Annotated in this window: 25 protein-coding genes; 7 read left to right on the forward strand and 18 right to left on the reverse strand. The window is 40.0% G+C overall.

The window, feature by feature from the left end:
* Positions 1-2 precede the first annotated feature (2 nt).
* Both BR73_RS0121435 and BR73_RS0121440 read left to right on the forward strand, forming a co-directional pair.
* Positions 3-1,157 carry a PLP-dependent aspartate aminotransferase family protein gene (locus BR73_RS0121435; RefSeq protein ID WP_033167932.1) on the forward strand — a complete coding sequence of 385 codons (1,155 nt, stop codon included), beginning with the start codon at positions 3-5 and terminating at the stop codon, positions 1,155-1,157.
* Between the two features lie 429 nt (positions 1,158-1,586).
* The gene (locus tag BR73_RS0121440) at positions 1,587-2,498 is read left to right on the forward strand and encodes a cysteine synthase family protein (protein WP_033167933.1); all 912 of its coding nucleotides are present in this window, start codon (positions 1,587-1,589) and stop codon (positions 2,496-2,498) included.
* A 190-nt stretch (positions 2,499-2,688) separates the two neighbouring features.
* On the opposite strand, the gene BR73_RS0121445 is transcribed toward BR73_RS0121440, so the two are convergent.
* The 4 genes from BR73_RS0121445 to BR73_RS0121460 all read right to left on the reverse strand — a co-directional run bounded on the left by BR73_RS0121445 (position 2,689) and on the right by BR73_RS0121460 (position 5,877).
* Positions 2,689-3,741 (reverse strand): trifunctional transcriptional activator/DNA repair protein Ada/methylated-DNA--[protein]-cysteine S-methyltransferase, encoded by a 1,053-nt coding sequence (locus tag BR73_RS0121445; RefSeq protein ID WP_033167934.1) that lies wholly within the window; start codon positions 3,739-3,741, stop codon positions 2,689-2,691.
* Positions 3,742-3,919: 178 nt separating this feature from the next.
* On the reverse strand, positions 3,920-4,252 hold the full coding sequence (locus tag BR73_RS0121450) for a GIY-YIG nuclease family protein (RefSeq protein ID WP_033168819.1): 333 nt from the start codon (positions 4,250-4,252) through the stop codon (positions 3,920-3,922).
* Positions 4,253-4,272: 20 nt separating this feature from the next.
* Positions 4,273-4,875, reverse strand: a complete 603-nt coding sequence (locus BR73_RS0121455; RefSeq protein ID WP_033167935.1) for a helix-turn-helix domain-containing protein — start codon at positions 4,873-4,875, stop codon at positions 4,273-4,275.
* A gap of 66 nt (positions 4,876-4,941) precedes the next feature.
* The gene (locus BR73_RS0121460) at positions 4,942-5,877 is read right to left on the reverse strand and encodes a helix-turn-helix domain-containing GNAT family N-acetyltransferase (RefSeq protein ID WP_033167936.1); all 936 of its coding nucleotides are present in this window, start codon (positions 5,875-5,877) and stop codon (positions 4,942-4,944) included.
* Positions 5,878-6,045: 168 nt separating this feature from the next.
* Here BR73_RS0121460 and BR73_RS0121465 point away from each other — a divergent pair, with 168 nt between their 5' ends.
* Positions 6,046-7,146, forward strand: a complete 1,101-nt coding sequence (locus tag BR73_RS0121465) for a DNA alkylation repair protein (protein ID WP_033167937.1) — start codon at positions 6,046-6,048, stop codon at positions 7,144-7,146.
* Between the two features lie 54 nt (positions 7,147-7,200).
* Here the strand turns inward: BR73_RS0121465 and BR73_RS0121470 are convergent, their stop codons facing one another.
* From BR73_RS0121470 to BR73_RS0121480, 3 genes are all read right to left on the reverse strand, one after another.
* Positions 7,201-7,653 (reverse strand): chemotaxis protein CheX, encoded by a 453-nt coding sequence (locus tag BR73_RS0121470; RefSeq protein WP_033167938.1) that lies wholly within the window; start codon positions 7,651-7,653, stop codon positions 7,201-7,203.
* A 4-nt stretch (positions 7,654-7,657) separates the two neighbouring features.
* On the reverse strand, positions 7,658-8,071 hold the full coding sequence (locus BR73_RS0121475) for a hemerythrin family protein (protein ID WP_033167939.1): 414 nt from the start codon (positions 8,069-8,071) through the stop codon (positions 7,658-7,660).
* A 224-nt stretch (positions 8,072-8,295) separates the two neighbouring features.
* A complete protein-coding gene (locus tag BR73_RS0121480; protein ID WP_033167940.1) occupies positions 8,296-9,711 on the reverse strand; it encodes a PLP-dependent aminotransferase family protein in 1,416 nt (471 codons plus the stop codon).
* Positions 9,712-9,821: 110 nt separating this feature from the next.
* On the opposite strand from BR73_RS0121480, the gene BR73_RS0121485 reads away from it, so the two are divergent.
* Positions 9,822-10,739 (forward strand): EamA family transporter, encoded by a 918-nt coding sequence (locus BR73_RS0121485; protein WP_033167941.1) that lies wholly within the window; start codon positions 9,822-9,824, stop codon positions 10,737-10,739.
* Here BR73_RS0121485 and BR73_RS0121490 read toward each other — a convergent pair.
* The 11 genes from BR73_RS0121490 to BR73_RS0121540 form a co-directional block, all read right to left on the reverse strand.
* Complete coding sequence (locus BR73_RS0121490) at positions 10,727-11,623, reverse strand: GNAT family N-acetyltransferase (protein ID WP_033167942.1); 897 nt, start codon at positions 11,621-11,623, stop codon at positions 10,727-10,729. The genes BR73_RS0121485 and BR73_RS0121490 overlap by 13 nt on opposite strands.
* 212 nt (positions 11,624-11,835) lie before the next feature.
* The gene (locus tag BR73_RS0121495) at positions 11,836-12,288 is read right to left on the reverse strand and encodes a GNAT family N-acetyltransferase (RefSeq protein ID WP_033167943.1); all 453 of its coding nucleotides are present in this window, start codon (positions 12,286-12,288) and stop codon (positions 11,836-11,838) included.
* A gap of 44 nt (positions 12,289-12,332) precedes the next feature.
* Positions 12,333-12,869, reverse strand: coding sequence for a GNAT family N-acetyltransferase (locus tag BR73_RS0121500; protein ID WP_242860741.1), 537 nt, complete (start codon positions 12,867-12,869; stop codon positions 12,333-12,335).
* A 95-nt stretch (positions 12,870-12,964) separates the two neighbouring features.
* Complete coding sequence (locus BR73_RS27780; protein WP_051685473.1) at positions 12,965-13,798, reverse strand: class I SAM-dependent methyltransferase; 834 nt, start codon at positions 13,796-13,798, stop codon at positions 12,965-12,967.
* A gap of 367 nt (positions 13,799-14,165) precedes the next feature.
* On the reverse strand, positions 14,166-14,972 hold the full coding sequence (locus tag BR73_RS0121510; RefSeq protein ID WP_033167944.1) for an ABC transporter ATP-binding protein: 807 nt from the start codon (positions 14,970-14,972) through the stop codon (positions 14,166-14,168).
* Positions 14,969-15,997: an iron chelate uptake ABC transporter family permease subunit gene (locus BR73_RS0121515; protein ID WP_033167945.1), complete on the reverse strand. Its 1,029-nt coding sequence runs from the start codon at positions 15,995-15,997 to the stop codon at positions 14,969-14,971. The genes BR73_RS0121510 and BR73_RS0121515 overlap by 4 nt, the downstream gene beginning before the upstream one ends.
* The gene (locus BR73_RS0121520; RefSeq protein ID WP_033167946.1) at positions 15,994-16,992 is read right to left on the reverse strand and encodes an iron ABC transporter permease; all 999 of its coding nucleotides are present in this window, start codon (positions 16,990-16,992) and stop codon (positions 15,994-15,996) included. The genes BR73_RS0121515 and BR73_RS0121520 overlap by 4 nt, the downstream gene beginning before the upstream one ends.
* Positions 16,989-18,080 carry an iron-siderophore ABC transporter substrate-binding protein gene (locus BR73_RS0121525; protein ID WP_033167947.1) on the reverse strand — a complete coding sequence of 364 codons (1,092 nt, stop codon included), beginning with the start codon at positions 18,078-18,080 and terminating at the stop codon, positions 16,989-16,991. The genes BR73_RS0121520 and BR73_RS0121525 overlap by 4 nt, the downstream gene beginning before the upstream one ends.
* Before the next feature lie 415 nt (positions 18,081-18,495).
* Positions 18,496-19,644 (reverse strand): hypothetical protein, encoded by a 1,149-nt coding sequence (locus BR73_RS0121530; protein ID WP_033167948.1) that lies wholly within the window; start codon positions 19,642-19,644, stop codon positions 18,496-18,498.
* A 140-nt stretch (positions 19,645-19,784) separates the two neighbouring features.
* A complete protein-coding gene (locus BR73_RS0121535; RefSeq protein WP_033167949.1) occupies positions 19,785-20,246 on the reverse strand; it encodes a GNAT family N-acetyltransferase in 462 nt (153 codons plus the stop codon).
* 173 nt (positions 20,247-20,419) lie between these two features.
* Positions 20,420-20,986: a rhomboid family intramembrane serine protease gene (locus BR73_RS0121540; protein WP_033167950.1), complete on the reverse strand. Its 567-nt coding sequence runs from the start codon at positions 20,984-20,986 to the stop codon at positions 20,420-20,422.
* A gap of 242 nt (positions 20,987-21,228) precedes the next feature.
* On the opposite strand from BR73_RS0121540, the gene BR73_RS0121545 reads away from it, so the two are divergent.
* The 3 genes from BR73_RS0121545 to BR73_RS0121555 all read left to right on the forward strand — a co-directional run bounded on the left by BR73_RS0121545 (position 21,229) and on the right by BR73_RS0121555 (position 24,304).
* Positions 21,229-21,645 carry an HTH domain-containing protein gene (locus BR73_RS0121545; protein ID WP_033167951.1) on the forward strand — a complete coding sequence of 139 codons (417 nt, stop codon included), beginning with the start codon at positions 21,229-21,231 and terminating at the stop codon, positions 21,643-21,645.
* 11 nt (positions 21,646-21,656) lie between these two features.
* Positions 21,657-22,673 carry an IS3 family transposase gene (locus BR73_RS0121550; protein WP_033166643.1) on the forward strand — a complete coding sequence of 339 codons (1,017 nt, stop codon included), beginning with the start codon at positions 21,657-21,659 and terminating at the stop codon, positions 22,671-22,673.
* Between the two features lie 698 nt (positions 22,674-23,371).
* The gene (locus BR73_RS0121555; protein WP_033167952.1) at positions 23,372-24,304 is read left to right on the forward strand and encodes a zinc ABC transporter substrate-binding protein; all 933 of its coding nucleotides are present in this window, start codon (positions 23,372-23,374) and stop codon (positions 24,302-24,304) included.
* Positions 24,305-24,325: the final 21 nt, after the last annotated feature.

Below are 24,325 nucleotides of genomic sequence, written 5' to 3' on the forward strand. Positions count from 1 at the left end.
ATATGGCTGAACATTTTATTAACACCAAACTCATACATGGCGGCGTAGACGGTGATAAACAGACAGGAGCTGTCAGTGTCCCCATATACCAGACGGCAACCTATCGTCAGAAAGAACTGGGGGGAGATGTCCCTTATGAATACTCAAGAACCGGTAATCCCACCCGGGAAGCCTTAGAGAAGCTGATAGCGGAATTGGAGGAAGGAACTGCCGGTTTTGCCTTCGCTTCCGGTATGGCAGCTATAACGACCATTCTATTGTTATTCAAAAGCGGTGATAAGATTCTGATTTCAAGCAATGTTTACGGCGGTACCTTCCGCGTTCTGGATAAAGTCTTTCAGCAATTCGGGCTTCAATACAAAATAGTTGATACTTCTGATTCCCTGCTCCTGGAGAAAGAACTGACAGAGGAAGTAAAGGCAGTATTTATTGAAAGCCCTGCCAACCCTCTTCTCAGCATTACAGATATTGCAGCGGTTTCAGAACTTGCCCGTAAGAAAGGTGCACTTACCATCGTAGACAATACCTTCATGACTCCATATCTGCAAAAACCTCTTACCTTAGGCGCCGATATTGTGGTACACAGTGCCACCAAGTATCTGGGCGGCCACAGTGATCTGGTTGCAGGCCTTGCTGTAACAGGCAGTGAGGAACTTGCAAAACGCATTGCTTTTTTACAAAATGCTGCAGGCGGAATCTTAGAACCCTTTGATTCCTGGCTGCTGATCCGGGGTATCAAGACTCTCTCCGTCCGGCTTGACAGACATTTGGATAATGCCTCCTATATTGCCGAATATCTTAGGAATCATAAGGCCGTCGAGAAAGTTTTTTATCCTGGGTTCACTGATTTTGCAGGGTATGAGATTCACAAAAAACAGTCCTCCGGGGCCGGGGCGATAATATCCTTTCTTTTGGCAAAGGATTATGACATCCGGAAATTCTACAAAAACCTTGACCTTATCATCTTAGGTGAAAGTCTGGGCGGAGTAGAATCTCTGGCCTGCCATCCGGCTTCCATGACTCACGCTTCCATTCCTGCAGACCTGCGCCAGAAATTAGGAATAAGTGATAATCTGATAAGGCTCTCAATTGGTATAGAAGATAAGAGAGATTTAGTGAAAGACCTTGATAATGCTCTTACAGAAGCAGCACAGTAGTCAGAGCTTATATAGAACGCCTTACTCGCAGCTGCTGTTAGCTTATAACTACTGCTGGCTTAATAAATACTGCTTTCTCAATAATAATTTTTTTTCAGCACTCTGTAAGAACAACTATTTTGCCAGTAGATATAACTTTACTAATTGCAACGACTTTGCAGGTAGTAACTACTTTGCTAATTGTAACGACTTTGCTAATTGTAACGACTTTGCAGGTAGTAACTACTATGCTAATAGTAACTACTTTGCTAAAAGTAACTACTTTGCTAATTGCAACTATTTTGCTAATGTCTACTCAAGCTAACAGCTATCTAAAATGAAAGAAAGGAGCTTCCACCTTATTTGTTGTGGAGAACTGTATAAATAGAGTTATTCAATATCTCTGACCAGTTGATTAACGCAAGCTCAATTTTTACAGTTGTTATGTAAATGAAATATTATAATGATATTCGCCAGCTTATTGGTAACACACCTCTTGTTCTATTAAATAATATGAATTTTCCAAACAACCTCCGCATCTTTGCAAAGCTGGAGCTATTAAATCCCGGCGGAAGTGTAAAAGACCGTATGGGTATGGCGCTTATAAAGGATGCGGAACAGCGTGGCATCTTAAAACCCGGTTCTGTTATTATAGAAGCCACGGCAGGAAATGCGGGAATTGGTCTGGCTCTTGCGGCCCTTGGCAAAGGCTACCGGGTAATCTTTGCCGTTCCGGAAAAATTCTCATTGGAAAAGCAAGCCATCATGCGGGCCTATGGAGCAGAGATTATTCATACACCCCTGGAAAAAGGAATGCAGGGTGCCTTTGAGAAGGTAGAAGAATTAAAAAGAGAAATAGAAAATCCGGTTCTTTTAAATCAGTTTGCCAATCCTGAGAATCCCAAAGCCCATTATCATACTACCGGCCCTGAGATTTATGGGGATCTGGATGGCAGAATCGATTATCTTATAGGTGGTGCCGGAAGCGGCGGAACTTTAAGTGGGGCAGCCAGATTCCTGAAAGAACAGCTCCCTGCCCTTAAATGTATTCTGGCAGATCCTGTGGGTTCAACCATGGGAGGAGGTGAAGCAGGCTGCTATTCTATAGAAGGTATTGGAAATACTTTTATGCCGGAAACCATGGATATGACCTTAATTGATGAAGTAATCAAGGTAAGGGACGAAGAAGCTGTCCAGGAGGTACGCCTTTTGGCTGCACGAGAAGGAATATTAGCTGGTTTTTCCTCCGGCGCAGCATTAACAGCCGTCAGAAAAGCAGCCGGCCACCTGCCAGAAGGAAGTAACGTGGTGGTTATCCTTCCTGACAGAGGAGACCGCTACTTCAGCAAGGATATATATTAAGGCAAAACTGTGAGAAGTTACCTGGTACCTGGCACCTCTGATGCACTGCCCAAAAGTTATGTACCGGTTTTGTGTGCTATAAGCGAATTATTTTTGTACGCTTATAGCACACATTACTGATAATATGCCTAAAAAGTGTGGGGAGGAAATCCAGGTAGCAATACCCTTTTTAAATGCATCAGCCTTTCTTTCATGCTTTGTAATGCTGCTCATGTTGCAGCATCCACCTTTTTCGCTCCAGACCGCCTCCATATCCGCCTAAGTCACCACCGGTCTGTATAACTCTGTGGCAGGGTATAATAATAGCCAGCTGATTAGCACCATTTGCATTCCCTACAGCCCGCACTGCTTTGGGATTCCCTAGAGCCTGTGCTATATCTTTATAAGAAATTACTTCTCCTGGTGCTATTTTCCTCAGCATATCCCAGACCTTCTTTTGAAAATCTGAGCCAAAAACAATAACGGGAGTTGTAAACTCTTTTAACTTTCCGGAAAAATAAAGGCTTAATTCAGCTTCAATCTGCTTCGATATTTCAGTCTTGCCCGGAATAATACGAGCATTTAACCTTAATCTGAGTCTTTCTATCTCCCTTTCCAATCCTCTTCGGTCTACAAATTCCAATAAATACAGATATTCGTCATCTGCCATGCTGAGCATTGGTCCTAAGGGTGTATCTATCCAGCAGGCATGAAGTACTTTTATTTCACCTGCTTTCTTTGGTGGTATCCCCATAATCTTTGAAAAGGCATCATGAAAACCGCTGGAGGAGTCATAACCTGTATCAAGCTGTGTATTAATAATCTTTTCCCCGCTCCGTATGGATTTCATCGCAAGACCCATTCTTCTGGCTCTTGCATATTGTACAAAGGTCATACCGAAAATTTTTTTAAACTGCCTTCTGGCAGTAGCTCCATGAATACCAAGGGCAGCAAAGTCAGAATCTTTCCAACGTTTTTCCGGATTTTCCTCCACCTGTTCTACCATATTCTGAATCAGGGGAGAGATTTCCTGGGGGTAAGAAAGAGGATGACATTTCTTACAAGGGCGAAAACCTGCATGCAATGCTTCGCTGGCGGATTCATAGAAGATACAGTTCTCATACCTGGGTTTTCTTGCAGGGCAGGTAGCATGGCAGAATACACCTGTGGTTTTAATTCCCACAAAGAATATACCGTCATACTCCGAGTTTCTCTCTACCAACGCTGTATAATATTTTCTTTTGACAGTCTCATCTATTACCATAATTAAACCTCACTTTCCGGTTAACTTAATGCTGTTTATCAGTATGGCTTCAAATTTCTGAAAGGATATATGCCGGCAGCTGAATTGGCTGCCTTTTATCAGTAATTTGAGAAGCAATTTCTAACTTATATTATAAGCATTTATGAGAAGCTGTCCTACGAAAAATGAACATGCATTTTTATGCCTGCTGTTTCTCCAGCCAGATCTTAAGCAATATCTCCAAATCATCTGCAAATTCCTTATCTGTCTGTGTCTCACCCTGTTTCAGCTCTTCTAATACTTCAAAAGAAAATGTCTTAGCTCCATATTGTTTCCACTCAGGGAGCATGGAGGGTTCCGGGCAGGAATTTGTAGAGAAGAAGAATTCGAATCTGTTTTTCTGCCCCTCCATATCCCTTGCAGCTCTTAACCAGGTTTTGTTATTTGCATTGCATTTGATGCAATAGATACCGCCTGTTGCTTTTTTACTCTTATATTGTTCTATTAATTCTTTTCTTTTCGATTTATCCACTGTTTTGCTTCCTTTCAGTTCTATATAAACCATAATCCGTGCCGGCTGCAGTAATAATACAGCCTTGCATTGTCCCTATGCTGTAGTTTTCCCCCGCCTAATTTAGGCAGTCTTACGCTGGCCTGCTGCTCCGGATATAGTTTCACCAACAGAGTCCTGTCTGACATCACATATGCCACAAAGGAGAGATAATGGTCTTTCTTCATTTCGTGAGAAAAAGTTATATAATATTCGTCTTCTGTTTCTTCTATATAAGCCTGATGCATTTCATCCGCCGGTTTTGCCGTAAGCGCTTTCAGTCTTCGTCCACAGCAGGAAATACTGGCATCTCCCGTATTGCTGATTATATTGTTGCATACCGGGCAAACATAGAAGCTGGTACGTTTAAAATTCCCCGTATCAATGGCATTGGAAACCAGGTCACCTTCTAAGATTTTTTCGATATCTACCTGAAACAGATCTGATAATTCTCTAAGCAGGGATATATCCGGGCATCCCAAGCCTCGCTCCCATTTCGATATTGTCTTGTCACTGAGATTTAACCTGTCTCCAATCTGCTTTTGGGTCATACCCTTTTCTTTACGAAGACGGAGCAACAGACTTCCCACTTTCTGACTGTCCAATTACCTTACCTCCAATTTACTATTATAAATACCTGTGAAAGAAGCCGCAATAAACGCTCCGTAGAGTTACAGCTTCAACTCATATTTCTGCTCAATCAGGGTTTTCCCCCAGGAATTATTTTCAAATTCTTCTACCAGCTTAAAGCCTGCTTTTTTATACATACTGACTGCCGTCTCCTGTTCTCTGGTAGTGTCAAGGAACACCTTCTTATAGTTTTTATCCTTACAGAATTGTAAGGCCTGTGCCAACAGCCGTCTGCCTAATCCAATACTCCTGTAAGAAGGATGTAGGATAAACCATCTAAGCTGTGCCAATTCCTCTGAGTGTCCTACAATGGCAATAGCTCCTATAACCTCCCCCTGTGCTTCTGCCAGCCAGATTCTGTCCTTCTCTGTACTATAGCTTAGAAGAAAATCATAAAAAGTCTTGCAGACATACCCTTCAAATACATGATTGTACCCACATTCCTTTTCATATAACCAGCCATGGAGCTCAATGAGCCGTCCTACATCACCAGGTCTTAACTCACAGCGCAGGTTAATCTTCTCTTCCTTTCTGATAACCTGTCCGCTGGAAAGCACTTCTTCAATGTTTTCCATGCTCTTGATTAATCTCTCCTGTTCCTCTTTATGCAATTCAGAAACCATGCTCGTAATATGCTTGTCAGATAATCCATTAAGCTTGTCCAGAGTTTCTTTCCCATGTTCCGTCAGATACAGATAGAACAGTCTCCCATCTTCTTTTGACTGTACCCTGTAGGTTAGACCTTGCTTTTCAAATCGTTTTATAATCCGGCTGAGATATCCGGAATCAATACTTAGTTCCTGAATTAACTGTTTCGCTGTACAATCTTTCGTATGGGCTATATCAAACAGCACACAGGCTTCAGACAAAGAGAAGTCGCTGTTTAGCATATGCTGATCCAACAGCCCCAGAATATTGGTGTAGAAACGATTGAATTTTCGTATGGTATGGATAAATGGAGTATGTACGGATTCCATGGAATACCTCCTGTATTTTTGATTTATGCTTATTATAAATATATTATCTGACTAAGTCAACTATTTTTATTTAAAACCTGACTTACTGTTGTCATATTTGAATGGTTATACTTTACATATAAGTCAAAGAGATTTTCATAAATAAACTGTTTTTGTGGGAGGTAAATTATGGGTGAAGCTTTTAAGGATATTTATACCGGAGAGTTTCTGCGGGATTTTAGTGATAAAGTAAGTTCAGTGTATGGGAAATTTCAAGGAGAGGAGTTTACAGCCGCTGTACTCGCTGATTCCTGGGAGAATCTGGCTCTGCGGAGCAGAATGCTGCGGATAGTTAATATATTAGGCCGATTTTTACCCTCAGATTATAAAGAAGCGTTAGAGATATTATACAGACTTGTTGACGACTGTGAAGGCTTTCCATACCTGTTCTTTCCGGACTTTGTGGCAACCTTCGGTTTACAAGAGGAAAATTGGGAGGTATCCCTGAGAGCCTTAGAGTGTTTCACGAAACATTCTTCTTCGGAATTCGCTATCAGGCCTTTTATCCTGAAAGATACTGAACGGACAATGAAGTATATGCTTAAATGGTCAACCAGTTCCAATGAACATGTCAGACGTCTGTCCAGTGAGGGCTGCAGGCCTCGTCTTCCCTGGAGCATGGATCTTCCTGTATTTAAGAAAAATCCAGCTCTGGTGCTTCAAGTGCTGGAGAATCTGAAAGCAGATTCTTCACTCTATGTTCGCAAAAGTGTTGCTAATAATCTTAATGATATCGCAAAGGATCATCCTGATGTGGTGTTAGCCGTTGCAAGGAAATGGATTGGAAAAAATCCGGAAACAGATTGGATTCTAAGACATGGCTGTCGTACCCTTATACGAAAAGCTGTCCCCGAAGCACTGGCTCTATTCGGTTATGCAGATACCACTGATACTGAACCCCTGGTTTTAAATGCCATGTTTAAGGTATTTCCGAAACAGCTCTCTGTCGGTGATATCTGTCAGTTTAAATACTCCCTTGATATCAACAGGAAAAATCCTGTTCATATCCGTTTGGAGTATGGAATCGATTTTGTGAAATCCAAAGGTAAAACCTCAAGAAAAATCTTTCTGTTGTCTGATAAAACAGTGCCCGGCAATTCCCATTTAGAAGGCTCACATAACCACAGCTTTGCCGATCTTACCACCAGAAAGCACTATCCCGGTTTGCACAATATTGCTCTGTTGATTAATGGCATGGAGGTAGCTGCAGCTACATTATTGCTACAATAAAAGGGGCTTTTTCAAGCCCCTTTTACCATTTATTATCAAATTAGCTGACACACCTTATGCGGCTGGATTCAGCCTGATATCAAGGTATACATCACCTACAGAAGTTGATATGCAGCAGGCTGTACGAAGAGAATATTCCTTGTTATTTTCCTCCGGTTTACCAAGTGCAGGGGGAAGTATATCACAATTCAGATTTTTTTCTGCCAGCATAGTAAGAACATTTCCGCTTATAATATTTGCGATTTCAGATATGGCAGAGGTCACAAAATCATCAACGGAATCCATCTCCATACCGCTCATGATATTTACCATTCCAAGGGAAGTTGCGTGGGGAAAACGGTAAATTACTTCCCCTGTCAGTTCACCAATAACTCCAATTGAAATATCAAGTTCATTATCGCTTTGAAAACTTTCAGCGGGATGGTCAGATATATCCGATAAATCTAGCATCAACTGAAATACATTACGTGTAGCTTCTAAAAAAGGACTGTAGAGATTATCATTCATGTAGTCAGACCCCCTTTTCCAATGCATATGCAGCGATTCGCTGATCTTCAGCGGCAACATGGTTAATCAGCCAGGCTAAGAGCTTGCCTGCAAATTGCTGCATCAGCTGCTCGTTATATCCGCTTTTTTCGTAGTCCTTTGTAAACTGCACTACATAGTTCACCATATCTGTATGTATCTGTTTGTGTGCTTCATAACCCGGATAACCGATTCTTAACTGATATTCTTCCTCATCTCTGAAATGTTCTACTACATAACCATTCATAAACGCAAGAGTTTCATTGACCTGCTGTACTTTCTCATCCCAGGAAGCGGCAGACCGCAGTGTCTGCATAAATATCTGCACACGACGGAATAATTCTATATGCTGTGCATCAACCACATCCACTCCCAGCTCGTACTTGTCTTTCCAAAGCATATGGTGTAAGTCCTTTCTTGTCGAATTATACTAATATTAGTTAATGTATTATATAGTTTGTTCTGCTATTTTTCAAGTAAATTTTATATAAAATCAGACTAATGCCACCTTATTACTTTTGGTATTATAGGTACTTGGCACAGAACTGTAAGTACTAAAAATTCTTAGATTAAATAAGGCAAAACATAAGGCAAAACTATCAGCAGAAGAAGATACTGCCATAGCTATAATCCCGGTGATCCGTCAAATGAGCCGTAACTTTTAATAAATTCACTTAAAACCCTTACATTTTCTGAAATAGCTTTGATGGCTAAATGTCCATAGCCCAGCATTAGTTTATCTGAATGGAGTCCTTTCGTAAGACAATATTCTTCTACCGGATATGCTCTAATCCCTAAAGCCTGGCTTTTATGGATGAAATCCTTTTCAAAGCGCTTTCCTTCTATCTGCAGAACCAGGTGTAGTCCTGCCCTATCTCCCAGTAACTGTTCTTTCCCCTGGAAATTCTGTGCCAGGCTTTGTGTTAATATATTCCTTTTCTCGCTGTACAAACGACTGAGCTTCTGGACATAGTTATCCAGCTTTCTCTGATAGAGAAATTCTGCTAAAGCAGCCTGCTCGGTAATTGGATTCTGTACATCAAAATATTTTCTTGTATGAAGCCATTTCTTCTTTAAATTTGGTGGAAGAAGGACAAAACCTATCCTAAGAGCCGGATACATAATTTTACTAAAGGTTCCCGTATATATCACCCATTCCGAATCCATAGAGTAAAGAGGTGATATCGGTGATCCGGTATAACGGAATTCACTGTCGTAATCATCCTCAATGATATAGGTTCCCTGTTCTCCTGCATATCGAATCAACTCTGCTCTCCGCCTGGCTGGCAATATTCCTCCCAAGGGAAACTGATGGGAGGGCGTTACATAAATAGCTGAATAGCTCCGTCTGTCCAGCAGCTCCGTAATAAGCCCATTGTTATCTGCTGGAAAGCCTGTATAAGCAGCTCCTCTTAGCTTCAGTAACTCAATAATCGCTTTATGACAGGGATCTTCCACTGCAAAGGGCATCCCCTCCATATAAAGCATATGTACAAGAATATTGATGGCTTGGGTGGTACCGGTAGTAATAAATATGTTATCTGGTTCTACCGTAATCCCTCTCATACGAAACAGCCACTGGCCGATTTCTTCCCGAAGCGGCCCATAACCTGCCGTATTATAATATCCAAAATCTCTTTCCAGCAGTTTATTCTGTGATCTATCAAGCATTTGTTTCCAGACATAATAAGGAAATGTACTTACATCCGGTTGTCCTGTCTTAAAGTCAACAGAAAAGCTTTCTGCCGGTTCATCTATATCACTGTCTTTAACCTTTTGCCTGACTTTCTTTAAGCACAGACCTTCTCTTACCCTGGTAGGAGCCCCCTGTCTGCTTACTACATACCCTTCTGCTATCAGCATATCATAGGCTTCCGAAACAGTACTTCTGGATACTGATAGATCCTTCGCAAGATAACGGCTGGAAGGTAAAGCTTCCCCTGCCGTTAATCTGTTATCCAATATCAGAGTCCTGATATGGTGAAAAAGCTGCCTGGATAATGATAGCTCACTTTGCTTCATCAACTCAATGTCCCACATATGCCCTCCAACTGGTCTGAATTTTTCCCGCCATACTGGATATTGAAGCAATCCAGTTTCAATGCTAGTATTATAGCACTTAATATCAGTTCAGTAAAGGAGCGATACACATGGGAAACTATAAAGGACACTTCTATTTATTTCTGTCATTTACCCTGGCAGGTACTTCTATTATAGCAGGTAAATTTCTTACCTCATTAGGTACCTTTACCATTACTTCCGTATGCCTGTTTCTGGTATTACTTATTTTAATACCTTTTTACCACTTCCGGATTTTGAACTATCTGAAAACCCTAAACCGAAATGACTGGATATTGATTTGCCTTCAGGCTGTCTTTGGTATCTTTCTATTCCGTGCATTTTTATTGTCGGGTCTTAAGATTACGAGTTCTCTGGAAGCCGGTATCTTAATAAGCTGTTCACCAGTAATAATCAGTATCTTAGCACATTTTTTATTAAAAGAAAAAGCCAGCGCTAAAACCTTTCTGGGTGTTAGCTTGGCTTTTATCGGAATCTTACTGCTGCAAGGAATAAATACCGGACTCACTACCTCCCATCTACCTGGTAATCTGCTGGTTTTATGCGCAGCTGCAAGCGAATCGGTTTTTAATATCCTGTCACGTATCTATAGCCGGAATAAATCCCATGAAGATAAGCTGTTTGATCCTCTTCTTCAGACGATGCTGGTATCTGCTATTGCTCTTATACTGTGTCTGTTGCCGGCTTTAAGGGAGCAGCCTTTGAAAAGCTTAGCTGCACTGGATGTTAAAGGATGGTGGTCCATTATCTGGTATGGCTTTATTGTAACTTTACTCTCCTACGTTCTATGGTATGCTGGGATAAAGAGATGTAATTCTTATACCGCCGCAGCATTTTCCTGCGTTATGCCTCTGACCTCCATGTTATTATCTTTTATCATTTTTGGGGAAGCTATTACAGGAATTCAGTGGGTGGGAAGCGGAATGATTCTATTTGGGGTAATGTTTATTACCACTTTCACAAAAAGACCAGGTCATTATTCCTCATAGAGGTAAAGTTCATAGGCTGTTACTCCTTCTGTCTGTTTAAAACCTTCCTGCAGATAAAGCTCTTTCGCCCTTTCATTATCAGCATTAACGCAGAGTACAGCCTTTTTATATTCTAAACAATCTGCAAATTGAAGGGCTGCTCTAAGCAGCTGCCTGCCAAGACCTTTCCCCTGATAGGCAGGAAGAACTGCAATGGGTCCGATATATATGGCCGGGGCACTATCATATTCATCATTTTCTCCTCTGATAAGCCCTACAGGTTTATCCCCTTTAAGAATAAGCATATGACCTCCTTCAAGGTACTCCGGCTGCTCCATATTCTTCTGAACCATTTCAGGTGTTATAGGTGCTGAGTTACCCTTCAACCGGGCAAATGCTTCGTTTCTGATTATACACCATTCCTCAAGGTCACCGGGTTCCATAGCTCTGATTGAATATCCTTCTGGCAGGCTGATGGCAGAAATTTCTTTCATATCATTGACTAAGAGAAATATATATCTATCTACAGTAAAATGCAGTTCCTCAACATACTCTGCCATTTCCTTATTAACAAAAGGAATGAATATGGATACTTTTTTTAGTTCTTTCGCCTCTTTCAGCACTTCCTCTAATAAGGAAGAATAGATTGCGATATCCTGTATTTCCGAATGAAAAATTCTAAATCGTCCGCTTCCCCCTCTTTTGTGATAATCATCCATAATTAATGAAGCTGCGGCAACGATTCTGCCCTCTTCTTTCACAACAAAAGTTGGATTCTCTTCATCGGCTTTAAAGTCCTTGAGATGATGGTCATAAAGAAATGAATCATCTACTTCATTTCTATGCTTGATACAATATGAGCTGAATTCCTTAATATCACTCGTATTTAAGCTTTCTGCTTTCATATAAGCCCTTTCCGTATATCTTGTTTGTTCCTTTTGTGTATTTATTTATTGATTTCTTTATTTCTTTTATAAATACACTTTATTTATGTATAGACTTTATTTATGTATACCCTTTATTATTTCATAGCAGAATTTATCATTTATGATTGCAGAATTTATCATTTATGATAGCTTTGCAATTTGATAATAATTTCTCCTTTCCACTACAGATTTTACAATACCTTTTTCATGCATATACTTGTCTCTAAGCCAACATACGGCTCATAATTCGGAGTAATCTCATATCCTGAGCTTTGATACAAACCTATGGCCTCCTGCTGTTGATTCCCGGTTTCAAGTACAACATAGCGATACCCCTGGCTAAGAGCTTCTGTCTCCAGCCTCTTCACTATTATTCTTGATAATCCAAGTCCTCTGAATTCCTTACTGACATATATCCTTTTTATCTCTACCGTATTGTCATCAAATTTTTTAAAGGCTCCACAGCCTGCCGGTATATTATCTGCATAAATAACGGCTACATCTTTGATCATATCCACTCTATTATGCTTATCATACTGCTTTTGGCTTTCTCCATACCGGCTCACAAGGTCTTTATCCAATAATTTAATAAGCTTTATAAAATCAGTATTTGTGTTGTCTGTCATTATAATTTCTATATTCATTCTGTTTCTTCTCCTTACTCTCTTCCGGTAAATTCTTTCTAATTTCAACTTTTAGTAATACAATAGGTCAGTTTTGTATAGCTTACCTCTTCTCCGTTTTTTATACCTTTTTGATTTGGTTCTTTCTGAATACAAAGCATCCCGCTTTTCTCCATTACCTTTATGGAGGCAATATTCTTCTCTGTGCAGGTTGCAAGTATTTTGCTTATGTGGGTGGTCTGAAAAGTATTATGAATAATCCGATTTACGGCTTCACTCATATACCCTTTGCCCCAATAAGCCTTATTGGAAATCCATCCGATTTCTGCGGTTGTTAAATCACTTTTACTTATAACAAGAGAAACATTCCCTATCACCTTTCGGGAGGACTTTAGCTGTATCGCATATTCTCTCCACATTGGAATCTCCTGCATTGCCGCTGCTTCACATTCCTTGATAAAGGTTCTTATAGCTTCACTGGTTTTTGGCCAGTGGATCATATACTTTCCGGTTTCTTCATCCGTACCGTATTCGCATATATCCTCGTAATCATTTACTTCTATGGGTCTTATCATTAAACGTTCTGTTGCTATTTCCTTCAACCTCTGCTCCTTTTCTTCCTGTACAGTTGTTAAATATAAGTTACTACAGCAAATTGTACCTGCTAAATTTATAAGCTATATAAGGACACTATTTATTAAGCTTCATTATGCTGCTTTTTCCTGGCAAGGTACAAAGAAAAGTTTAAATAAGAACTAACATATCCGCCGAATTCCATAATAACATTTCTGATGTCTGTCATCATACTCTCTGCGTCCTGTTTTTCCAGTCCGTCCAGGATGGCTGCAAAGGAAGGTACTGACACCATAGTCTTTATGTACATATCTGCATCATTTTTGGTTTCTTGCTTATACTCCAGTTTGTCCGTTACAGTAAATAAACCCGAGGCTTCTATTTCCCTCCTTCGTTCATCCTCTTGGTATACTCCGTCATGTTCTTTTCTTTGTGGTGCATCTGCTTTTATATAAGAATCATCTTTATAGCCATTAATAACTTCATTTATTTTGTCCTGCCGCTTAAGTGCCATGGGTGAATTATCTTCACTGGGACTGTACCAGAATAGTACAAGATATCCCTCCTCCTTTAAGAGACTATGACATTTTTCATATTTTATGGAGGGCTCCAGCCAGTGAAAAGCCTGGGCACAGTAAATCATATCGTAGATGACCTTGCTGTTATTCTGCCATTCTTCAAAAGCTATAACATCAATTTGTACCTTCTCATAAGCGGAACATTTCTTCCTTAATATTTCCGCCATATCTTCCCCTATTTCAATGGCCTGTACATGAAAACCCTTTTCGGCAAATTGTACGGTTGCTTTCCCTGTACCTGCTCCCAGCTCCAGAAGCCTGTCACTGTTATTGAGACCTGTCCTGAGAATAATATCTTCAATCAACTGCTCCGGATAACTGGGGCGTATTTCTTCATAGGTTACTGCTATGCCCTTATAGGGTTCTAGTTTTCCATCCATACAAATACCTCCTGAATTTTTCTGCATCTAACTTGTATTATAAAATTTATTGGATTGAATTTCAAAGATTATTTATTTTCCCAGTTTGATTTTCGCTTATAAATATTAACTGCTGCGAGGTCACGATAATGATTGTCTTCTATAAACCCATCAAGTAAAAGTCGGGGTGTGTCTGAAAACGGAATATTGAAAGGTGCAAATTGGTATGTACCCTATCCTGGATTTATAGTGTGACGTAAATAAATTTTCCTATTAAAAAAGGCATAAATACCTTTTGTATTCAGCCTTTTAAAATAAGTATATAATTTTCATCAAGCCAAGTGTAATAAATCCTGCACTTGATCTGATACTTAATGTTTTATGAAATCTACGCATTTACCACATGATATCTTCCTTTCGGAACGATAAAAGGTGAGCCTGATACCGGGTCTTTAATAACAGCACAATCCAATCCGAAAACCTGCTTCATTAATTCCTCTGAAATCACCTCGGAAGGTTCTCCCTGGGCAATAAGGTTACCTTTTTGTACTGCAAAGATATAATCCGCATAACGGGCAGAAAGATTGATATCATGTAATACCATTACTATTGTAGTACCTCTTTTACGGTTCAGATCCGTTAGGAGATCCAGTATTTCAACCTGGTAAGTAATATCCAGGAAAGTTGTAGGTTCATCCAGCAGTAAAATATCTGTCTGCTGTGCAAGAGCCATGGCAATCCATACTCTCTGGCGCTGTCCTCCGGATAATTCATCTACACTGCGGTTTGCCAGTTCCGTAATTCCCATGATTTCCAAAGCTTCTTCTACTGCTTCATAATCCTTTTTGCCAAGGCCTTTTAAGAAGTTCTGGTAAGGATAACGACCTCTGGAAACAAGATCTGATACAGTGATGCCTTCCGGTACCACCGGTGATTGAGGAAGCAGTCCCAGAACCCTTGCCAGTTGTTTTGGGGGTATCTCACTTATCTGTTTTCCGTCCAGTACCACTTCACCGGACACAGGTTTTATAAGCCTTGCCAGGGTCTTCAGCAGTGTGGATTTACCGCAGGCATTGGCACCAATGATTACACTGATTTTATTATTCGGTATAACCACATCTACGTCATTGATAATAATTTTTTTGTCATATCCGGCAACAATTTTATTAGCCGAAAATTTAGGTGATTGTTTCATGCTGCTCCTCCCGTTCGATTCATACGTATCAGTAGATAAATTAGATAGGGTGCACCAAGAATTCCCGTTATGATTCCTACAGGAAAGCGGATATCAAAAGCATACTGCCCTATAATATCTGCCAGAAGCACAAGAACTGCTCCGGTCAATCCGGCGGTAACGGTATTAGAGGAGCCTGCCAGTTTACTTGCGATTGGCCCTGAAAGAAATGCCACAAAGGCAATAGGACCGGTAACCGCTGTTGCATACGCAATTAAAAATACAGCTGATAAAACCAGCAGCAGTCTGCTGATATCAGTTCTTAAGCCCAGGGTTATGGCTGACTGCTCTCCCAGCTCCAGAATTTTAAGCATTTTACTAAGAAGCACCAGTAAGCAGCCAAATATCAATACAACCATAAATAAACCCGGAATATTCTTCATCTGCATTCCGTTGAGACTTCCGTTGAGCCATCTGATCGCCGCAGGCACATCATACTGATTGGCTCTTAAGAGCAGATAAGAAATTGCTGCATTTAGCATAGCCTGGATTCCGATACCGATAAGTATCAGTCTTCCGCCGGAAAAGCTTCCACCTCTGGACAGCATGTAGATTAAGAAAGCAACGCTTAATCCGGATACTACAGCAGAAATAGATACAACAGCTCCGCTGACATTAAGGACCAGAATACAGAAAACCGCGGCAACACTGGAACCAGAGGTTACACCAATGATATCCGGACTTGCCAGAGGGTTTCTTAGCATGGTCTGAAAAGTATTTCCTGCCATACCAAATGCCATACCTGCTAAAAGTCCTGCCAGCATACGAGGCAGCCTTATGGTTTCAATTGCAAAGGTAGCACCTTTAATCTCCTCTCCTAATAAAACGCGAAGGATTATTTCCGGTGAATAATTCGTATTTCCAAGATAAAGCATTATACTGCAAAGGATTGCCGTAATAAGCGCCAATATCACCGTTACAGTGATAAAACGGACTCTTCTTTTATGAAAACCCAATTGTACAATATTTAAGTTATTATTTGTCATAATGAACGCACCTTCGCTCTCATAGCAATCAGAATCAGAATAGGTGCACCGAAAAATGCCGTAACAATTCCAGCTTCCAGTTCTCCGGGTTGTCCTATAAGCCTTCCTATAATATCTGATACCGTTAAAAGAATTGCTCCGCCTAAGGCTGACATAGGTACAACGAATTTCATATCAGGACCGCAAAGCATTCTCATAATATGAGGAATCATAAGACCGACAAATCCTATGGGACCTGCAAGAGCAGTCGTTGCACCACACAACAGTACGCCGGCTAAGGCACCTATGATTCTGATCAATCCGGTCTTTACACCTAATCCCGTTGCCACATCGTCCCCTAAGGCAAGAGCATTTAAAGCAGATGCTGAGAGCACTCCTATGGCTAAGCCAATAACAAGAAAAGGAGATACCGACAGGATTCCTTCCCAGGTAGCTCCGCTTACACTGCCCACCTGCCAGAAACGGTAAGCATTCATAACATCAGTCCTTGGCAGAATTACCGCACTGACTAAGGAAGATAAAGCAGCACTGGTTGCTGCACCTGCCAGCGCAAGCTTAATAGGAGTAGCACCTCCAGAACCCATAGAACCTATCCTGTAGACAAAAACAGCAGTTACTGCAGCTCCTGCCAGTGCAAACCAGATATATTGGTTAGCCGAACTGATATGGAAAAAAGCAATTCCGCTTACAACAAACAGGGAGGCTCCGGTATTAACACCTAAAATACTGGGATCTGCAATAGGATTACGGGTAATCGCCTGCATCAGAGCGCCGGAGACCCCAAGGGAGGCTCCGGCGATAATACTGAATACAGTTCTGGGAATACGTTCACGGATTACCAGTGATTCAAAAGATCCGCTGTTTGGATGAAGAAGGGCTGCAATTACTTCAGACAGCCCTATATTTCTTGAACCAAGTGCCAGGGAAGCGAAAACAGACAACGCAAGTCCTGCAGCGCCGGCAAATATCAGTATTATTATTTTCTCACGTTTCATTGCACTTTATCAGCTGCCTCTCCGATTAACTTTAAGTACTCATCAATAGTTGCAGGAATAGAAAGGGCGCTGGGTGTACCAGAAGCAGCCAGGGGAGTACCGTCCTGAATTAATACTACAGAACCTCTCTGTATTGCCGGAACAGTTCCAAGAAGAGAATCTGCCTGCATAGCTTTTAATAATGCATCATCACCATAGGCAACTATAATATCTACATCTGAAAGAACGTCTGCATTTTCAGCACTGATTTCAAGTGCAAAGGTTGCCTGTCCTTCTGCCAGTTTCTTAACACTTTCAGGCTCTGCCAAACCTAAATCATTGAGGTAAGCAGCACGGGGATCTGTTGAAGTGTAAATATAGAATTTACCAAGATCTGTAGGGCTGAAGTAGAAGAAGGCTGCTGTCTTTTCTGCTATCTGAGGATATGCAGCTGTCTTATCAGCTATTAACTGGTTAAGATCAGCTACTAACTTCTCGCCTTCTGTTTTCATGCCCATTCCTGCTGCATCCATGGTTATCTGGTCACGCCACAGTGTCTGCCATGCAAGTGTAGGATAAGCAACAACAGGTGCTATTTCACTTAACAGATTATATTCTTCTTCTGTAATTCCTGAATATGCTGCAAGAATCACGTCAGGCTGTACATCGCTGATGGCTTCATAGTTCAAACCATCTGTATCATTAAAAAGAACGGGATTTTCTTCGCCCAGATTCTTAAAGCCTTCACCAGTCCAGGGTAATAACCTGCTGCCATCTGTCACTCCGTAATTAGCTTCTGAAACACCAACGGGAACCACTCCTAAAGCTAAAGGAACATCTTGATTTCCCCAGGAAATTGTTGCAATACGTTCGGGCTTGCTCTCAATAACAGTCTCACCGAAAGCATGCTTTATTGTTATAGGATATTCAACCGTAGTTTCATTAGCTGCTTCTGTTGGTTCTGCAGCCTCTGTTGCCTCAGCTGTGGGTTCCTTAGTTGTCTCAGCTTCACTATTGCTTCCGGATGTATTATTGGATTTACCGGAGCAGGCTGTTAGTGTCATAACCAGTGCTATAGCTATAATAGAACTCAGTTTTTTTAATTTCATATTCTAACTCCTCTTTCTTTTCGTTATGTACCGTCTCGCTCATGTTAGTCATTTCTAACTTTGTTAGGTTATCAAAGGAGTCCTTATTTGTCAAGTGTCCGGAAATTGGCGAAAGTATCATAAAATTCAACTTTTGGCAAATATGATTTTACCTTTACTCTATAGAATTGCAGTAAATAAGCCTTTCTTCCTGTACCCTTATATAATTGTAAAACTGACTCATATCAATTTATTGAGAAATATTATCATTTTCATAATTCATTATCCCAACTCTTCTGGCATTCTCCGCTTCATATCCTTACAAATATTGTCTTCCAACTTTATTTCCTCCTATAAAAAATCCATGAATTACAGAAAAGACCGGAAATAGGTCCCCTCCATAATTCATGGATTATTATTAAGCTTTTAAAGATAATTAACTACTCTTTGATGATACTTCTTTCCTTTGCACAACCCGGTTAATTTCATCGACAAAGGTACGGACATCATCAAAACCAGCCCTATTCATCTGAAAAAATAATTTACCGTGACATACATACTTTTTTCTGTCTCCGTAACTATAACGTGTTTTGGCAAGACAGAGGCCGTAGCAGCCTACACACTCCTCTAAGTCATTGTACATCCGCTGGGCAAATTCCTCATTTTCTGCCTGCAGGCTGCTTAAGGTTTCCTCCATAAAATCAGCTTTTCTATGCCAGGTCTCCGGCTTTCCTTTGGTAATCAGATACCACTGCAGGGAATGTTTAAACAATTCATTGCCAAGATAAATGGCATAGGAAAATCCATACTCCGAAGAAACATAAGTTATTTTATTACCGTTTTTTTCAATGCTTCTTTTAAATTTAAGATTCTTTTCAGCTTTAAAATAGTCATCGATACCAAGGATACACTTTTGTATTTCCTCCGGCAGCCTGGCGATACATGCTTCCATGGTAAGCTTTTCACCTGGAGTTCCCCACTGATTCGTAGTAATGGCAATGGGCAGTTCCTTCCCCTGGCGGATTATCTCACAATCCCCCTCGTACTCCGTAACAGCTATGGACTTTATCAAAAGGTTTACAAACTTATCACAGGCTATCTTTATTGTAAAGCCTTCATCGTTTTTTTCACGAAATTCTGCCGCTTTCATATACTTTTCTTTTTGGGAATAATATCGTTCTTCCCCCTGGATGAGAATCTGCATTTCTTTTAGATCATATGTTACAGACAAATCAGTAAATACCTTCATAGGCATTTGATTATGATAAAAGAAAACTTTTCTGGCAGGTTTTACGATATCATCCATTCTACGGTTGTCCGAACACAATGTACCAAAGTTGATACGCCCCTTTCCTACAAGAAGATAAAGACCGGGCTCATCTAGTTGGATGTTCATATCGATCCGCAAAGGCAGTTTATAAGTTCCAGGTAATACAATATAAGAATTAACAGATAAATGCTCTGCATCAAAACGCTGTGATGGAATTGCATGTTTCGTTCTAACTTTGAGCATGTCCTCCACCTGCTCACATTCAACACGTCCTTTTGCTATAATATCCCCCAAATTTATCCTATGCTTAACCATGCCGCAACCTCCCGCTTTTTTAAACTGCTTACACTAATTTATTATGTTAGAGCTATTCTTATCCATAACTACAAGCTTGGCACCTATAGCATATACGGAGACTTTGTGCAACTTATCCCGTTTTCATTGTTTCTTAAATTTTATAAAGGCTTTTCCATAATAAAATTAGTTAAAAGGATTCCTTTCCGCTCAACCTGCTGCTCCTTTATCACTCTAAATCCGAACTTTTCAAAGAAAGGTCTGGCTGTAATGGAAGCATGTGTAACCATTTTCCTCACACCCCGTTCCCTGATGTGCTTTTCAAGCTCATTACATATACATGTTGCAACACCCTTCCCCTGAAAATCCTTATGCACAAACAAACGGTCTAAATAACCGGTGTTATCTACATCTCCAAAGCCTAATAGCATGCCCTTCTCTACAACTACTATAGAATAGTGTTCCAGAAAGGAACGGTTCCAGGCTCCTTTATCAATATTGCCTGAAGCCCATGCGTTTACCTGTTCCTCCGTGTAATGTTTTGTATTGATATGATGAACTGTATCATAAAATAGATCTGCTATTTCTTCAATGTCTGTTTCTTTATATTTCCTGATATCCATAATACCTCGCTTATTAATTTAAAATTTCTTTCGCACATTTACTCTCAAAATCTATGTAGTATTGTGCATGTTAAATTATTTTATGGCTATTTTCAATATTATAAGGCAGTTTTTGGTAATTATCAATATAAAACCTTGAAAGCCCTGCAGTTCTATCTCAGCCTGCTGTACCCTTACAATCTTCTGCGGGTCAAACCAAAGCCAGCACCGCAGATTCCACCCAAAATATGAGCTGCATGTGCAATTCCGTCTTTAGACCCGATGCTTAATACTTCCCCTCCGAGATAAACAATAAGTACCAATATCAGCGTCAAAGGAATCTTTCCATCCTTTACACCTGCAGCTGATGAGAGAACTATCATCATAAATACAACTCCGCTTGCTCCAAGCAATACGCTGCCCGGAAATAATACGATGTAAAACAATCCTGATATAAATGCTGTAATTAAAATCATAGTCAAAAAAGCCTTAGGTTTATATTTTTCTTCCAGCATGGGACCCAATACCAGAAACAGCACCATGTTCCCGCTGTAATGACTCCAGTTGGCATGCCCCAGCACATGGCCGAATAGCCTGAAATAGGTAAAAGGATCCAATAATGAAGTGCGATGTGCAGAAAACAGTAAATTCGTAGTAAAGCCTCCTGTCATATAACCAAGAATCAGTACTGCCAGGGATATAAAAGCAAAGGTAAGGGTTACCGGAGAATTGTATTGAAATTTATCAAATATTTTTTTCATAACTTTTCTTATCCTTTCATTTCTATCTATATATTATCATTCTTAACTTTTCTTATCCTTTCATTTCTATCTATATTTATAATGTACCCATAACCGTGGACACTTTATTTAGTGAAGACCTGTCTTTCAGACATCCTTACTAAATATATCCTTAATTATGGACACTGTGCATTTATTGTTTCCTTTTTCTTGGACACATCCCTTTGTTCATGGTATTCTTAATTCAGATCAGGAGGAATATCATGAGCAGAAAGCAGTTTACCGATGAGCAAATGCAGCTACTACGTCAGAATCCATATACTCACAGCGTTACTAGGACTCGATTATCCTTTACCAAAAAGTTTAAAGAAATCTTCCACGCTGAATACCAAGCAGGAGAATTTCCGAGGCAGATTCTAATAGATCATGGTTATGATCCTGAACTCCTTGGCAACCGGATAGGGAGCATTGCTAACCGCATTCAGGAACAATACAAAAAGCACGGTGGGTTTCACCAAGGTTACGCTTCTCACAGATTGATAAAATCAAATACATCGACATCGGATAAACCCACATCTGAAAAAGATGAATTAATGCAGCTCAGGCATGAAGTTGATTATCTGAAACAGGAAGTTGAGTTTTTAAAAAAAATTTCCTCAATCAGAACTACAAAGAAGTAGGTGCTTGGCTTATGAACGATTCTTCCTGTGTTTTCGAAATCATCTACAGTACGATGCAGCTAAGCAATAATTCTCTTTCTGTTAAGGAGCTTTGCTCCATAGCAAATGTGTCGCGGAGTGGTTTTTATGCCTGGGTAAAAGCAGCTCCCACTCGTGAACTTCAGGAACAAAAGGATCACGAAGATTTCGATCTGATCCTGCTTGCCTACAAGATGCATGGCTATACCAAAGGAGCCAGAGGCATCTATATGGCATTAATACATATGGATCCGCCGGTAATCATGAATCTTAAAAAGATTCGAAGGTTGATGGATAAATTTCATCTCTCCTGTCCTTACCGTGGCCCTAATCCTTATAAAAGAATGGCGAAGGCTCTAAAAACCAGCTCTGTCGCAGATAACCTTCTTCAGCGTGAGTTCGAATGTTATGGTCAAAGAATGGTTTTGTTAACTGATATAACCTATCTCCCCTATAACAGAACCTTTGCTTATCTATCTACTATCCTGGATGCTTTCACCAAGCAGATACTTTCCTATGTGCTGAGTGACTCTCTGGAAGTGGATTTCGTAGTTGAAACAATTAACAAACTGGTTGATGATCATGGAATTTCACTACATGCAGAAACCATTGTCCACAGTGATCAAGGTTGTCACTACACTAGCCACAGTTTTATAAATATCCTTTATGACAAAAAGCTTCGGCAATCAATGTCACGTCGCGGCAACTGTTGGGATAATGCCCCACAGGAAAGCTTCTTCGGACATATGAAGGATCACATCAAAGCAAAACTTATTGGATGCACCGAGTTTGCCGAAGTCCAAGTCATCATTGATAACTACATGGATTTTTACAACAATCGGCGCTATCAATGGAATCTTGCAAAGCTTGCACCGAATGAATTTTACAAATTTGTTACCACTGGCGAATATCCATTGGATGTTTTAAACGTGCCTGCCTTGCCGTCTATAGCTAAGAAACCGGAGGAACTTGGAGTCAAAGCAGAACTAAAAGATACTAAAAACCAATAAATTTCATAGAATACCATGGCATCATAGGGGCTGTATCTAAAACTGTGGATACTCCCCACAATACAGTGTATAAAATCAAGGTACTAGTTAAGTGAAAGTGTCCAAAAATTAGGTGCCTTTCTTTTTTTAAATGTCCTTGACAAGGGGTACAGTTCAATTATCATTCTTAACTTTTCTTATCCTTTCATTTCTATCTATATTATCATTCTTAACTTTCTTCATCAATAAGAATTGTAACATTATTTCCAGTTTGTAATATATTAGTTGCATAAAACTTTTTTAGTGTTATCTAACTTATACGTCCATAAGCTCAGGCAATTAAGGGATATTGACCAATTTGTAATTGATAACAATAATCACTTGCATTTTTACTATTTTAGGTTTATAATAATTTAAAGTTAGGAATACCTAAATATCGACTTGATATTTAAAATAAGATAAGAAGAAAAGCATTAATCTAATAACAACGACAGCAACCTAATTATCATCGTCAATTTTACTACTTCTTTTTAATTAACTACTTTTTTATTAATTACTTTTTTATTAACTTAATGCAAAGTACTATGGTACGCACTAATAAAAAGAACAACAGGATATGTCAGATTTTATATGAAACAAAAGCGGTTGACATATTACTTCACCACAAAATACCCACTAAAATATAAACATTTAAAACAATCAAAGAATGGAGGATTTGTATGCTTAAGAATTTCAGAAATTTACTTGTTTTAAGTCTCGCTATCACTTTATTCCTGACGGGATGCCAGAAAGCAGAAAAAAATGAAACTAATGATACGTTAAAAATTGTAGCAACTACTACCATGCTGGCAGATCTGGCTGAGGTTATCGGCGGTGACCATGTTACGGTAAACGGACTGATGGGACCAGGTATTGACCCCCATCTCTACCAGGCAAGCGCAGGTGATGTTACCCTGATGCAAAAAGCGGATGTTGTAGTATATAACGGTCTGCACCTGGAGGGTAAAATGGGTGAAATCTTTGAATCCCTGACAGACCGGGGCAGCATTGTAATCCGTATTGAAGACGGATTTTCAGAAGATGAGCTGCTCTCCTGGGAAAATGATCCTTCCATCCATGACCCCCATATCTGGTTTGATGTTTCTCTTTGGAAAGCTGCAGCTAAAACCGTAGCTGATAAGCTATCAGAAGCAGACAGTGCTCACAAAGAGGATTATTTAAATAACTTAGAGGAGTATCTGGTGGAATTAGATGACCTGGATACATACATCAAGGATAGAGTATCTGAAGTTCCTAAGGAGCAAAGAGTTCTGGTAACTGCACATGATGCTTTTAATTACTTTGGCAGGGCTTATGGTTTTGAGGTAAAAGGCTTACAGGGAATCAGTACCGACGCTGAAGCTGGCACCGCTGATGTAAGTAAACTGGCAGACTTTATTACGGAACGTAAGATCAAAGCTATTTTCGTAGAATCTTCCGTACCACCCAAAACAATCGAAGCCTTACAGGCAGCCGTGAAAGCCAAGGGTTTTGATGTAAGCATCGGCGGTGAATTATATTCTGATTCCTTAGGCGGGAAAGACTCTGGTGCTGACACCTATCTTTTAACGGTAAAAGCAAATATAGATACCATTGCAGATGCATTAAAATAAAAATTATTTAATAGGAGGTTA

The sequence above is a fragment of the Clostridium sp. KNHs205 genome, from assembly GCF_000702945.1.
Classification (GTDB): Bacteria; Bacillota; Clostridia; order Lachnospirales; family Lachnospiraceae; genus Anaerocolumna.